Genomic DNA, 14,796 nt, shown 5'->3' on the forward strand with positions numbered 1-14,796 from the left:
CGACGAAGTCAATCTAAACAGCTGAGATTCCTACGGAATGACAAAAACACTGCAAAATTCACAAAAACAAATATTATTTTTTCTTCGCCTGTTGAATCAATTTTTGAATTCTGGAATCCAAATCTTCACTCGTCAAAGTCTGTCGCAAACTGTCTACTTTTATCGGGAAACTCAGTGGCGTAAAAGCGTTTGCAAATTTCAGGATAATTTTTGATTTTTCGATTCTTTTGAATGCTTCCACAAGTCGCTGTTCCTGCAACTGCATATTGAAAACTTCCGTATAAGCCTGTCGTACAAGGAAATGATTCGGGTCGTGGTCTTCCAGAACTTTGAAAATAAGACCTGCCGAACTTTGCAGAGATTTGTTGGAGCGCTGTTGTCCGGGAAAATTCTGAACAACCATCCCGGAAATCACCGCAATATCCCGGAATTTCCTTCTTGCCATTTCTGCCGCATTGATGCTGGAAATCACATTGGTCATCAGGTTTTCCCTCGTTAAAATTTTGTCTAAATTTTCTTCATTAAGCGGAATCTCTTTATCACTGAACAATTCAAAACCATAATCATTCATCGCCATCGAAAAAGAAATCGGAGCCAGCTTTGAAATCCGGTAAGCAATCAATGCAGCCATTACTTCGTGCACCAAACGACCCTCGAAAGGATACATAAACAGATGATAACCTTCACGGTTCTTAATCAATTCCACCAAAAATTCATTATCCTTCGGAATGTGCGACCGTTCTTCCTGATTAACCAGAAGCGGATGCAGGAATTTCAGTTCTTTTTCAGAAGCTTTCGGATTAAGCGCTCCGGATAATTTTTCACGTAAAAACTGACCGAGATTAGAACTCAATGGTAATCTTCCGCCTAAATAACTAGGAGCCTGCGCTTTTCCTTTCGAAGCCCGAACGAAAACCGTCATATCTTTGATCATCGCCACTTCCAAAACTCTTCCGGCCAAAATAAATTTCTCTTCTTTCTTTAATCTCGAGATAAAATATTCCTCCACCATTCCAATATATCCGCCGGAAATAAATTTTACTTTCAGCATCGCATCGCTCACAATTGCGCCCATATTCATCCGGTGCAGCATCGCTATTCTTCGGGAAGTTACTTTGTGCAGACCGTCTTCCATTACCACGACTTTATGGTATTCTTCGTAGCTTTTCAGCGCGCTTCCGCCAATTGTGAGAAAATCAATCATCGATTTCCATTCTTCGTCCGTCATTTCCTGAAAAGTGTAAACCTGCTTGATTCTTTCATAGGTTTCTTCGGGATAAAATCCGTCGCCAATCGCCAAAGTCATCAGAAACTGAACCAGAACATCGAAGCATAAAACCTGCGGTTCACGAGGCTCAATCACATTTTGTTTGACGGCTTCTTTCAAGGCTGAAACTTCAATCAATTCCAAAGAATGGGTCGGAACACAATAGATTTTTGAAGTTTCAAAAGGGGAGTGACCACTTCGTCCGGCACGCTGCAAAAACCTCGCAACACCTTTTGCAGAGCCAATCTGAATAACCGTATCAACAGGTTTAAAATCAATTCCTAAATCCAGAGACGACGTTGAAACAACGGCTTTCAGTTTTCCTGAACTTAAATTTTCCTCAATCCAGATTCTCAGATGTGCATCAATCGAACTGTGATGAATTGCGATTTGTCCGGCAAAATCAGGATAAGCGTTCAGTAAAAGCTGATACCACATTTCACTTTGGCTTCTCGTATTGGTAAAGACAATCGTCGATTTTGATTCGAGAATGATCGGAACGACTTTATCTGCTAATTTTTGTCCGAGATGTCCTGCCCAAGGCAAAATTTCTACTTCATTCGGAAAAACGGAAAGAATCTCAATTTTCTTATGTTCTTTGGCGGTAACTTTTGTTTTTTTAATTGGATAAGGAATCAGAACTTCCATCGCTTCATCGAGGTTTCCGATTGTTGCCGTAATTCCCCAAATCTTCATTTTGGGAACATAATTTCTTAATTGTGAAATCCCCAGTTCCACCAAAACGCCACGTTTTGAACCCAATAATTCGTGCCATTCATCGATAACAATCGTCTGTAAATTCGTGAAAAAACGCTGATGATTTTTCTGTCCGAGAAGAAGCTGTAAACTTTCTGGAGTTGCCACGAGAATTTCGGGCATATTTTTGACCTGCTGTTGTCGGACTTTTGGGTCGGTGTCGCCGTTTCTTACTCCGACTGTCCAATCCAATCCGATTTCGTCAATCGCTTCCTGCATTGCCTTGGCAATATCTTTCGAAAGGGAACGGAGCGGCGTAATCCAAATCATTTTCAGTCCCTTTTTGTATTGGTCGGGATAATTTAGAAAGTCTGAAATTAAAGCTAAGAAAACGGAATACGTCTTCCCAAATCCGGTTGGCGCAACCACCATCCCGCTGTAACCGCTCCCAAATTTCTGCCAAGTCTGAATCTGAAACTTGAATGGCGAAATACCTTTATCACTCATCCAGTTTTGAATGATTTTGTAGCCGTCGGTATTTTCGAAGTTGCTCAATTTTTTTTTATTTTATACTTAATTCTTCTTAATAAAATAAACTCGTTTATTTCTTCAACATTAAGAATTTAAGAATATTGAATGAAATAATTTATTAAGAATCAATAAATTGATTTTGTTTAAAAACATTAAGTAAAAATTAAAACTTAATGCCTTAATGTTTAATATTCAAATTCACTGTATTAATTTCTTAATCTCTTCCAAATCATCAATCTCATCCACTGTTTTATCTTTTCGCCATCTCAGGATTCTTGGGAAACGCAATGCAACACCACTTTTGTGGCGATTACTGAAACCAATTCCTTCAAAGGCAATTTCGAAAACCAGTTCGGGTTTTACGGTTCGAACCGGACCAAATTTTTCAATCGCATTTTTGTTGACGAACTTGCTGACTTCCATAATTTCTTTATCCGTCAAACCAGAATACGCTTTGGCAATCGTGACCAATTTATCTTCGTTTTTTACGGCAAAAGTGTAATCGGTGTAATAAGCACTTCGTCTTCCGCTGCCTTTTTGGGCGTAAATCAAAACGGCATCAATCGTCAACGGATTGATTTTCCATTTCCACCAGTCGCCTTTTTTTCGCCCGGAATGGTAAGGAGAATTTTTCTGTTTCAGCATCAGACCTTCACTGTTGATTTCTCTGGAATTTTCCCGGATTTGGTCTAATTCGTTCCAGTTTTCAAATTCAATCTGCTGAGAAATTTTGATGTTTTCAGGATTTTCATTTAATAATAATTCTTCCAGCATTGCACGTCTTCCGACAATCGGTTTTTCTCTTAAATCAGTATTTTCAAGTTCCAATAAATCATAAGCGAAAACCTGAATCGGAATTTCGGAAAGCATTTTCTTCGTTAAAGTTTTTCGGTTGAGACGTTTCTGTAATTCGTTAAAATTTAAAACTTTACCATCTTTTACAGCCAGAATTTCTCCGTCAATCACAAAGTTACCTTTCATCTGCTGAACGACGTCTTTGATTTCTGGAAATTGTTCGGTGATCAGTTCTTCACCTCTCGACCAGATAAAAACTTCATCATTCCGTTTGATAATCTGTCCGCGGATTCCGTCCCATTTGTATTCAATCAGCCATTCATCGGGCGTTCCGAGTTCTTCCAAATCTTTTTCCAAAGGATAAGCCAGACAAAAAGGATAAGGTTTTGAGTTGTCCGGATTCACATTTTCTGCTGAAATTAATTCCTGAAACGAAACTTCATTCGGCAGCCATTTTCCCATTAAACTGTGCATTAATGCACTGGATTCCTGTTCGGAAAATTTGGTCAGGGCATTAATCAAAGTTTTATCTGAAACCCCGATTCTGAAACTTCCGCCTAATAATTTATTGAAAATCAATCGCTCTGTATAATTCAAACCGTTCCAGGAATTTAAAACAAATTCTTTTTTTTCGAGGTCAGTTTTATTTTTCAAATCGGTAATGTCATTCATCCATTCCGATAAAGTACGTTCGATTTTTTCGGTTGGAGGCGGAAGAATTAACGATAATGTTTCGCCCAAGTCGCCGACCGAAGAATAACTTTCCTGAAACAACCAGAAAGGTAATTGAGTAATTTCCAACGCCCATTCTTTCATATAATTGGTGTTCACGTTTCGTTTCGGCCGTTTTCCCGTAAACAAAGCGATGAACCAGACTTTATCTTCATCAGGTGCGCGTTCCAGGTAATCGATGATGGCATCGATTTTAGCGTTGGTTTTGTTGGTGCTTTCGAGAGCGTTGATGAGTTCAGCGAAATGTCTCATTTCTAAATTTTTATTATTTTGGGCAGCTTAATCTGCCTTCCGTTCCCAAACCTAACGGAGTGTTTCGACGTAGTCCATCTTTTTTACAAGACATTTTCAAAATTTTAGTCCAGCAAAAAAAGAATTTCCACTCAAGTCGGGCTGCGAGAGATTCTCTGCTTTATATGCTGTTATTAACAGGTCGCTCCTACGGAGCTCCGCTTTACCATTGATTCTTTTTGCTATTAACAGTAAGTTCCTACGGAACTTTTCAAGCATTGCTTTAATCTTTGATAATCTCTTTTTCAGTTTCTTCTTCGTCATCGTCGCCGTACAATGTTTCAACAACATCAGATTTGATTCCGATTTCATTTAAATATTTAGAAAAAACTTCGGTTTGTCCGTGCGTAACGTGTACGATTTCTGCTTCGGTTGCTTTGATGGCTTGTAAAAGTCCTTTCCAGTCAGCGTGGTCGCTCATTGCAAAACCAGCATCCGCACTTCGCCATCTTCTGGCACCACGAACCTGCATCCAGCCGGAACAAATCGCTGTGGCCGCATTCGGAATTTTCTTGATGACATTAGAATCCAACAAAGCAGGCGGAACGATGACAATATCGCCTTCAACGTGTTTGATACTTTCCCTAAAATCAGGAACCTCGTAATCGGGAAGTTGAATTCCGACTTCCTCAAAAGCCTGATTGAGCTTGCCAATAGAGTAGTGGACGTGAATTTTCCCTATTCCCTCCACCGCTTTCATTACTCTTTGCGCTTTTCCCAAAGAATATCCTATGAATACAGAAGTTTTTTGATTTTCCTGATTCCGCAGAACCCAGCTCTGCATTCTTTTGTTCAGGTCATCCACTTCCAGCCAGTTGTAAATCGGAAGTCCAAAGGTGCTTTCCGTGACAAATTCATTGCATTTTATGAGTTCAAAAGGCGTACTCAAACCGTCATCCTGAACTTTGTAATCCCCGGAAATCACGCTCACATAACCTTTATATTCCAACCGAATCTGCGCAGAACCGATAATATGACCAGCCGGATGAAGTGAAAGTTTTACGCCGTTGATGTTGAGAATTTCGCCATATTCCAATGTCTGACATTCGATATCTTCGGCAATTCTCTTTTTTAAAATCGGTTTCGTAAAATGATGACAAAGGTATTTTTTCATTCCCCAACGGGCGTGATCGGCGTGTCCGTGCGTGATGACTGCCAAATCGACAGGTCGCCAAGGGTCAATATAAAATTTCCCTTGCGGACAGTAGATGCCTTTGTTTGTGAATGTGATGAGTTTCGCCATTTGTAGTTTGTATGGAATGGAAAATAAAAGTCACAAAGTTTATTGGATTATAATTTTCTTTGTGACTTAATTTCAGTTTAAAATTAATTAAATTTTTGCAGTTCCTTCCACACCATCAGAATTATCGGTTTTGTTTCCGGTAATTGCTGCTGCAGCAAAGCTTAACAAGCTGACTAATTTTCCTGCTTTTGTATCCCAATAATAAGTTTCTGAAGGTTCCACACGAATGATTGAAACGTTCGGATCATCTTTTCCATCGAACCAGGCATTGGCCATTGGTGACCATTTATCCTCGATTGTTGACCTGTCTTTATAAATGTAAGCATTTCCGTAAATCGAAAGATATTCCGAGTCGCTATTGTTCATAAAATACAGCTGTACACGGTTATCTTCCTTGATTTCAAAATTCTTATTGCTGGTTTCACTACTGATGAACCAAAGATATCCGTTCTCGTCAGTTTCCTGCAGAGACATTGGTCTTGCATTCACGGGCAGCCTGTCCAGTTCGGTACAAAACATACAGATCCTGGCTTTTTCCGATAGTTCTTTGATTTTCTTGATAGCTTCCTGATTGGTAAGATTTTCTGTTGACATATTATTTTGATTTTTGATGTTATAATTAATTATGAATTATCCATTAACAATTTCCCCGCCATTCGGGTGTAAAACCTGTCCGGAAATAAAACTGGAGTCGTTGCTTGCCAGAAAAAGAAAGCTTGGTGCGACTTCATTCGGCATCCCGGCGCGTTTCATTGGTGAATCGCTTCCAAACTCTGAGTTTTTTTCTTTATCAAATGATGAAGCAATCAGCGGTGTCCAGATTGGACCGGGCGCAACGGCATTTACACGGATTCCTTTATCAATTAGGTTGGCAGATAGACTTCTGGTAAAGGCAACGATGGCACCTTTTGTCGAAGCGTAATCAATCAACTGAGCGCTTCCCCTGTAAGCCGTGACGGATGTTGTGTTGATGATACTTGCTCCTTTTTCCAGATATGGCATTGCGTATTTTGTGGTCCAGAAATAGGAGAAAAAATTATTCTGGAAGGTTTTCGTGAGCTGGTCAGTTGAAATATCTTCAATCGATTCCGATTCCCAATGCAATGCAGCATTATTGACCAGAATGTCGATTTTTTTATAGGCTTTTATAGTGTCTTTTATAAGTTTTTTACAATGATTTTCATTACTCAAATCACCTTTGATTACAGTACATTTCCTGCCGAAGGCTTCCACTTCTTTTTTAGTAGTTTCAGCATCTTCTGTTGCATTGAGATAGGCTATTGCAATGTCTGCACCTTCTTTTGCGAATAACAGAGCGACGGCTTTTCCGATGCCACTGTCACCGCCGGTAATGAGAGCGACCTTATCTTTTAATTTTCCTCCTCTCGGATAATCAATAGGTTTGGTTTCCGGAACTGGCGTCATTTCTTTTTCCAGACCAGGCCGGCTCTGTTCCTGTTTCGGTCTGATTTTCTTTTTAGTTTCTTTTTCCATTTTACTTTTTATTTTTTTTAAGCAGTTACAAATAATGTGCTATTTAATTTATTTCAGAAATTTTATCTACTTTATAGTAATGGAATGTTTGTTGTAGAAATAAGGTAATAAATCTTCATTATTAATATCAAATCAAAATTCTAATTATGAGAGCAATTTGGAATGGTGCAATTGGTTTTGGGTTGGTTAATATTCCCATCAAATTGTATTCGGCGACAGATTCGAGCACTTTAGATCTGGATATGCTGGACAGTAAAGATCTTAGCAATATCAGATTCAAACGTGTTAACGAAAGTACCGGGAAAGAAGTGGTTTGGGAAGATATTGTGAAAGGTTATAAAATAGAGGATAAATATATCGTTCTGGATGATAAGGATTTTGAAGCGGCAAGCCCGGAAAAATCTAAGGTTCTCAGTATTTCTCAGTTTGTCAAGGAAGCGGAGATCGATCCTGCTTTGTTCGAGACGCCTTATTTTCTGGAGCCACAGAAAAATGGTGAAGCTGCTTATAAATTATTATTAAAAGCTTTAACCAAAACCAAAATGGCGGGAATTGGTTCATTTGTTCTGAGAGAACGCGAAATTCTTTGCCTGATTCGCCCTTATGAAGATAAAATTTTAATGGTTAACAGGATGCGTTACCCCGAAGAGATGCGCGACTTTGAAGACTTAAAAATTCCGTCCGGAAGCGCACCCAAACCTGCCGAGCTGAAAATGGCGGAACAGCTCATCAAATCCCTTGCAACGGAATTTGACCCATCAAAATATAAAGACACTTATAATGCAGACCTTTTGAAAATCATTAAACAAAAAGCAAAAGGCAAAAAAATCAAATTGACCGAAATTAAAGAACCAGAAGGTAAAGCAACCGACCTGATGGCAATGCTGAAAGCAAGCCTGGAAAAAGGAAAGAAAAAAGTGGGGTGATTTAGGTTATGGGTTACAGTTTTAGAATTTAGGCTCGGAGTTAATATTTTTCAATTATAAAGTATCATTCATCATTTATCATTTATTATTACTGTTATGGCATTAGAGGATTATAATAAAAAAAGGAACTTCAAGGAAACAGCGGAACCGGAAGGTAAGGCTAAGGCTAGCGGAAAGAAATTAAAATTCGTAATTCAGAGACACGCTGCCACAAGGCTTCATTACGATTTCCGCCTGGAAATGGAAGGTGTTCTAAAAAGCTGGGCGGTTCCCAAAGGACCTTCTCTCAATCCTGCGGATAAACGGCTGGCGATGATGGTGGAAGATCACCCGTATTCTTACAGGACTTTTGAGGGCTCTATCCCGAAAGGTAATTACGGAGCTGGCGAAGTGGAAATCTGGGACGAAGGAACGTATGAACCCATTGAAACGGTGGAAGGTAAAAGTGACGATCTGGTAATGCGGGCTGAACTGCATAAACAGTCATTGAAATTCATTCTTCACGGAAAAAAACTCAAGGGTGAATTTGCATTAGTGAAAATCAAAAGTTCTAAGGATGAAAACGCCTGGCTGCTTATCAAACATAAAGATAAATATGCCGTTGATGAAGACTACGACGCTGAAGAACACACGCTGAAAACCTCCAAAGTCACCGCTTATCTCGAAGAGAAAGAAGGTAAAAAAAAAATGACTCGTCGGGAGGAGTAAAACATTTTAAGAATTATGCGCCGGCACTTTCGGGCGCCAAAAAGTTATCGGAATTCATCAAACCTATGCTTTGCAAAGTGTCCGATAAAGCCTTTGATGACAAGGAATGGGCATTCGAAATCAAATGGGACGGTTATCGCGCGATTGCTGATTTGAGCAAAGATGGCATCCGATTGTATTCCCGGAACGGTATCGATTTTTCCCAGAAATTTAAAAAAGTTATTAATTCGCTGAAGTTACAGGAATACAATATGGTCCTTGACGGTGAGATTGTTGCTTACGATGACAAAGGAAAACCTAACTTTCAATGGCTGCAGCAGATTGGCGATAATCCAAACCTGGCACTGACATTCCAGGTGTTTGACTTGCTTTGGCTCAACGGACATTCGACCGAAAATCTATCTTATCTTCAACGGAAAGAATTATTAAAAGATGCTCTAATCGAGAATGAAATCATTAAATATAGTGACCACATCCTGGAAAACGGGAAAGAGTTTTTCCAGGCTGCAAAAGATTTGGGACTGGAAGGAATTGTAGCCAAAAAAACCGAAAGCCTTTACAAAGAAGATGTCCGAAGTTCGGAATGGCTGAAAATTAAAATCCATAAGAGTGATGAAGCGATTATCTGTGGATTTACAGCGCCAAAAGGCTCAAGGAAAAAGTTCGGAGCCTTGATTCTGGGTAAATATCTGAATGGTGAAATGGTATTTTGTGGTCATACAGGCGGCGGTTTTAACGACAAATCCCTTTCCGAGGTTTATGATAAAATGCAGCCTTTGATTACTGAAAAATCCGTTTTCAAAATCACACCAAAAACCAATACCAAAGCAACTTGGATAAAACCCGAGCTGGTGGCTGAAATCAAATTTACAGAACTGACAAAAGACCTGATTTACAGGCACCCGATTTTCCTCAGACTCCGAGATGATATAGAGCCTGATGATGTGACATTCAATCCAGAAAAACCTTCAAAAAAAGAACCCGTGAAAAAAGCAGAACCTAAGAAAAGAACAGGAAAAGACGATGTCGAGAAAAAAATCGGAAAGCAAAAACTGAAACTTACCAATCAAAACAAAATCTATTTTCCCGATGATGACGTGACGAAAGGCGATGTGATTGATTATTATCAAAGCATTTCGAAATATATCTTACCACATCTGAAAAACCGCCCACAATCTATGAACCGTTATCCGAACGGTATCAAAGGAATGAGCTTTTACCAGAAAGATGCTGCTGAGGAAACGCCAGAGTGGATAGAAACGCAGAAGGTCTTCTCGGAAAGTACCGATAAATATATCAATTACATCATTTGCAATGATAAGGAAACAATGGCCTATCTGAACAATCTTGGTTGCATCGAGCTAAATGTCTGGACCAGTAAAATCCAAAAAGCGGATAATCCCGATTATCTTGTTCTGGACCTGGACCCGTCCGAAAAGAATACCTTCGAAGATGTGATAGAAACCGCTCAGGCTGTGAAGGAAGTTTTGGATTTGGCAGGAATCAATGGTTATCCCAAAACTTCCGGCAGTTCGGGCATACACGTTTATATCCCAATGGGTGCAAAATATTCTTATGAGCAGGTGAAAGATTTCGGACACTTGCTAATGCAGATGGTTCAGCAGAAGTTACCCGATTTGACAACGCTTGAACGCAGCCTTCAGAAAAGGGATAAGAATAAAATCTATCTCGACTATCTACAAAACAGAAGAGGACAGACTCTTGCAAGCGTTTACAGTCTTAGGCCGAAAAAAGGTGCACCTATCTCAATGCCTTTGGAATGGGACGAGGTCAAAAAAGGACTAAAGCCGACCGACTTCAACATTCATAATTCATTAGACCGTCTCAAAGAAAAGGGCGACATCTTCAAACCCATTTTAGGAAAAGGAATTGATATGCTGAAGACAATTAGAAAACTGGAGTAGTAGTTCTTAAAATAATTGTATATTAGGGATAACATAAATGATTAAATTATGCCCCTTCTACATACAATTAATGCTCATCTTTATGAGAATCTTTTAACAAAAAATGATTCTGCCGATTATCTGGCGCGTACCATTAGTGAAGAGTCGCTCAATATCAAACAAATCTGTGAGGCTGCTGTCAATAGGGGCGGAGCAGATATATCTGCATCGGCAATGGAGTATGCTGCAACGCTTTTTCTGAAAGAGATGGCTTACCAGCTTTGCGATGGTTTTACTATTAATACCGGCTATTTTACGGCAGGTACCAAGATTCGCGGTGTTTTTAACAGTCTGTCAGAGACTTTTGACCAGAATAAGCATAAGATTCTTTTCCAGTTCAATCAGGGTGAAAGAATGAGAGCAATGATTCCCGACATCCAGGTTAATATTCTTGGTGTAGCCGAGAAGGGATCTGTCATCTATCAGGTGACAGATATGAAGAGTGGTTCCATTAATAATATAATCTCACCCGGCAGAAACCTGAAGATCAAAGGCAAAGGGATAAAATTAGCCGGAGATCATCCTGATAATGGGATCTACTTCGTTAATAGCGCAACTAATGATAAGACAAGAGTTCCTGCAGATGATATCGTAGTGAACAAAGCATCAGAGTTGATCATCATTATTCCTGAGCTTCAGACTGGCAGCTACTATTTGGAGGTTACCAGTCAGTACTCCGGAAGTAACTTGTTGAAAGCTTCCAGGACCGCAGCATATAATAAGGTGTTGAGTGTGGAGTAGGATCTCTTTTGTGGATGATGAGTCTTATCGGGGCATAAGTCTTACTCTTATCGGGGCATGAGTCTTGGTCTTATCGAGGCATAAGTCATACTCTTATCGGAGCATAAGTCATACTCTTATCAAAGTATAAGCCTAAATTTGCCTTAACGTATAGTGGTGATTTAGCTGAATAAAATTGATAAGCGAATTGCTCAGTCTTTGATAACATCGATTAAAAAATAAAGAGCACTCTTCAAAAAGAAGAAATGCCCTTTAAAAATAAAAACCTTAAAAATTCAAATATTTATAATGATACGCCTCGTTTCCAAGGAATAAACACATCTTGTTTCAGCTGGTCTGCTTTTGTTTCTACGTTTCCGCTTGCCAATTCGATGATATAATCTACGATTTCTTCGCCCACTTCTTGGATACTTTTTTCGCCTGTAATCACCGTTCCGGCATTTACATCAATAATGTCAGACATTCTGTTGATCAATGCGGTGTTAGACGATATTTTCACAACCGGAGCGATTGGATTTCCCATTGGATTTCCTAAACCTGTGGTAAATAAAACGACTGTTGCACCTGCGCCGACTAATCCTGTGGTACATTCGGCATCGTTTCCTGGTGTATTCAATAGATTAAGACCTGGCTTCGAAATATATTCGCCATAATCCAAAACGTCTACAATAGGAGCGGTTCCTCCTTTTTTTGAAGCGCCTGCAGATTTCATTGCGTCTGTAATCAAACCGTCTTTGATGTTGCCGGGAGACGGATTCATATCGAATCCAGAACCTGCATCCACAACGGATTTTTCGAAGGCTTTCATTAATGATAAGAACTTATCCGCTTTTTCCTCATCCACACATCGGTTCATTAATTCCTGCTCTACACCGCACAATTCCGGAAACTCGGCCAAGATTGTTTTTCCGCCCAATGCAGCAAAAATATCTGAAACAACGCCTAACGCTGGATTGGCAGATATTCCTGAGAATCCGTCAGAACCGCCACACTCCAGACCAATGCTCAGTTTGGAAACTGGTGCAGGTTTGCGTTCTATTTTGTTGGCTCTTTTGATCGCTTCGAAAGACTCTTTGATGACCATTTGGAACATCTTGTCCGTCGTCCCGATTTTCTGTTGTTCAAAGATCAGCACTTCTTTATCGCTGTTCGGGCTCATTTCTTTCAAAGCATTTTGAAAAATATCAACCTGAAGATTCTGACATCCTAAACTCAAAACCGTTGCACCAGCCACATTGGGGTTGTTCACATAACCGGCAAGCAGTTTTGCCAGCAGTTCAGAATCTTGTCGGATTCCGCCACAACCACCTTGATGATTGATAAATTTCACTTCGATATTATCCAGAAGATTTTCGTTCCTGGATTGGTCTTCCACTTCTTCCACGCTTTTTTCTTCTATCAGAGAGCGTAAGAAATTCTTGTAAGAAACTTCTTTTTTCGGCAACAATTCGTTTTCGAAAATATCTTTCAGTTTCTCGATATTTTTGTTTTCACAAAACACCAAAGGGAAAAATAACCAGACATTTTTGGTTCCAACTTGTCCATCAGAACGGTGATATCCATTGAAGGTTTTGTCTTTCCATTTGTCTACATTCGGCGGCGTCCAACCTAAATCTCCTGTCTTTTTGAAAACCTCTTCGCTCTCGTGTTTTACGTTTTCAGTCGTAATCACTTCACCTTTTTGAATTGGCTGATTCGCTTTTCCAACGATGACGCCGTACATAATGATATGGTCGCCAACCACAAAATCTTCCGCCGCGAATTTATGTTTTGCTTTCGTATCTTTCAGAACCGTGTAATCTGCACCGTCCAGATGCACGATGTCTCCGGCAGGCAAATCCGTCAGAGCAACAATGATGTTGTCTTTTGGATTGACTTTTAGAACTTTCTTTTGCATAATTTTCAGATTAAAAATTATCTTATTCTTTATTATAAGATGAATTCGAAGATTACTGAATAAAACTTTTATATCCTTCTTCAATTCCTGTGGAATCGATTGCACTTAAAGCCTTGGTTACAGCTTCTGTTAATCCTGGTATTTGAGTCAAATCTGTATCCCAGAAACTCACTTCTGACAATGCATTTTTCGCTACTTCTCCAAGGTCGTTGGTTGACCAGATTTCTTTGAATCTTTCCAAAACCGGCGCATCATCGTTTACAGGAAGTTGTTTTCCGTCGAATTCACCTTGATAAAATCTAATCAACGCTGCTAAAGCAAAAGTCAAATTAGTTGGTAATTCATTTTTGATTTCAACATATTTCAACAAACTTGGCAACACTCTCACTTTGAATTTTGAAACCGAATTTAGTGCAATACTAGAAAGCAAATGTTTCAGGAACGGGTTTCTGAATCTGTCAAAAACTTCATCCGAAAACGCCGTCAATTCTTCTGTTGATAAATCCAGAGTAGGGATGATTTCGTTATAAACCGTATCGGAAATCCATTGTCCTGCAAAGTCCGCATCAATAGCTTCTTTCACAGTTTCTTTTCCGTCAAGGATAGAAAATGCCAACATTGCGGTGTGAGCACCGTTCAGGATTCTCACTTTTCTGGTTCTGTAAGGCGTGATATCATCCACAATCAAAACCTGGTCATCAATTTTATCAAACGGAATCAAAGCTTTCAGTTTCTCATCACCTTCGATTACCCAAAGTAAAAATGCTTCACAAACTACCATCAGATTATCATCATAATCCAACTTAGCTTCGTATTCATCTTTTTCTTCTCTTGGATAACCTGGAACAATTCTATCCACCAAAGTATTGTGGAAATAGTTGCTATTCTCTATCCAAGCAAAAAAATCTTCTTCAAGATTCCAAATCTGAGCATATTTCAGGATATATTCTTTCAATGTCAGGGCATTGTTTTCAATCAATTCGCAAGGAATGATATGAAGACCTTTTTCCGTATCGCCATTAAAATGCTTGAATCTCTCGTAAAGGAAAGCTGTCACTTTCGCAGGGAAATTCTTGTGAGGACCAGAAGCTAAAGAAGTTTCAGACTCATCAAAAGCAATTCCTGCTTCGGTAGTATTAGATAAAATGAACTGTAAATCTTCGCCTTTCGCCAGCTCAAGATATTCAGCATAATTTTCATAAGGACTGAATGAACGCTGGATTGCAGAAATCACTCTCTGGTCATCTACGATTTGTCCTTTTTTAACGCCCCTTACGAAAAGCGTGTAAAGATTATCCTGTTCTTCCAACATATCGACAAGACCACCAACAGTCGGCTGAACAACAGCTACACCAGCATTGAAACCAGCTTCTTTGTTCATCTTGTCGATAAGGTAATCTACAAATGCACGAAGGAAATTACCTTCCCCGAACTGTAAAAATTTGATGGGAAGTTTCTCAGTTGAACCTGAGTTTTCACGGTTAAGTTTTTGTTTAGTTTGATATTCCATT

The 14,796-nt window shown here is 39.4% G+C and carries 11 protein-coding genes; 4 read left to right on the plus strand and 7 right to left on the minus strand.

Translation table 11 applies throughout. The features are described from left to right. Positions 1–73: 73 nt before the first annotated feature. From BXY58_RS12195 to BXY58_RS12220, 5 genes are all read right to left on the minus strand, one after another. Positions 74–2,518 (minus strand): ligase-associated DNA damage response DEXH box helicase, encoded by a 2,445-nt coding sequence (locus BXY58_RS12195; RefSeq protein WP_120214135.1) that lies wholly within the window; start codon positions 2,516–2,518, stop codon positions 74–76. A gap of 174 nt (positions 2,519–2,692) precedes the next feature. Next, positions 2,693–4,273: an ATP-dependent DNA ligase gene (locus BXY58_RS12200; protein WP_120214136.1), complete on the minus strand. Its 1,581-nt coding sequence runs from the start codon at positions 4,271–4,273 to the stop codon at positions 2,693–2,695. A 262-nt stretch (positions 4,274–4,535) separates the two neighbouring features. After that, the gene (locus BXY58_RS12210; protein ID WP_120214138.1) at positions 4,536–5,555 is read right to left on the minus strand and encodes a ligase-associated DNA damage response exonuclease; all 1,020 of its coding nucleotides are present in this window, start codon (positions 5,553–5,555) and stop codon (positions 4,536–4,538) included. A gap of 87 nt (positions 5,556–5,642) precedes the next feature. After that, positions 5,643–6,149 (minus strand): pyridoxamine 5'-phosphate oxidase family protein, encoded by a 507-nt coding sequence (locus tag BXY58_RS12215; RefSeq protein ID WP_120214139.1) that lies wholly within the window; start codon positions 6,147–6,149, stop codon positions 5,643–5,645. A gap of 36 nt (positions 6,150–6,185) precedes the next feature. Then, positions 6,186–7,049 carry an SDR family oxidoreductase gene (locus tag BXY58_RS12220; protein WP_120214140.1) on the minus strand — a complete coding sequence of 288 codons (864 nt, stop codon included), beginning with the start codon at positions 7,047–7,049 and terminating at the stop codon, positions 6,186–6,188. 146 nt (positions 7,050–7,195) lie between these two features. Between BXY58_RS12220 and ku the strand changes: the two genes are divergently transcribed. From ku to BXY58_RS12240, 4 genes are all read left to right on the plus strand, one after another. Beyond that, a complete protein-coding gene (gene ku / locus BXY58_RS12225; protein ID WP_120214141.1) occupies positions 7,196–7,975 on the plus strand; it encodes a non-homologous end joining protein Ku in 780 nt (259 codons plus the stop codon). A 96-nt stretch (positions 7,976–8,071) separates the two neighbouring features. Then, a complete protein-coding gene (locus BXY58_RS12230) occupies positions 8,072–8,683 on the plus strand; it encodes a DNA polymerase ligase N-terminal domain-containing protein (RefSeq protein WP_120214142.1) in 612 nt (203 codons plus the stop codon). 65 nt (positions 8,684–8,748) lie between these two features. Then, positions 8,749–10,608: a DNA ligase D gene (gene ligD, locus BXY58_RS12235; protein ID WP_120214143.1), complete on the plus strand. Its 1,860-nt coding sequence runs from the start codon at positions 8,749–8,751 to the stop codon at positions 10,606–10,608. A 48-nt stretch (positions 10,609–10,656) separates the two neighbouring features. Next, positions 10,657–11,388, plus strand: coding sequence for a DNA-binding domain-containing protein (locus BXY58_RS12240; RefSeq protein WP_120214144.1), 732 nt, complete (start codon positions 10,657–10,659; stop codon positions 11,386–11,388). A gap of 283 nt (positions 11,389–11,671) precedes the next feature. On the opposite strand, the gene BXY58_RS12245 is transcribed toward BXY58_RS12240, so the two are convergent. Both BXY58_RS12245 and BXY58_RS12250 read right to left on the minus strand, forming a co-directional pair. Next, positions 11,672–13,285, minus strand: coding sequence for a UxaA family hydrolase (locus BXY58_RS12245; protein ID WP_120214145.1), 1,614 nt, complete (start codon positions 13,283–13,285; stop codon positions 11,672–11,674). A 52-nt stretch (positions 13,286–13,337) separates the two neighbouring features. Next, entirely contained in the window at positions 13,338–14,795 is a 1,458-nt protein-coding gene (locus BXY58_RS12250) for a tagaturonate reductase (protein ID WP_120214146.1), read from the minus strand. Between the last annotated feature and the right edge of the window lies 1 nt (position 14,796).

Origin of the sequence: Epilithonimonas arachidiradicis (assembly GCF_003610695.1) — a bacterium.
In the GTDB taxonomy this organism is placed as follows: Bacteria; Bacteroidota; Bacteroidia; order Flavobacteriales; family Weeksellaceae; genus Epilithonimonas; species Epilithonimonas arachidiradicis.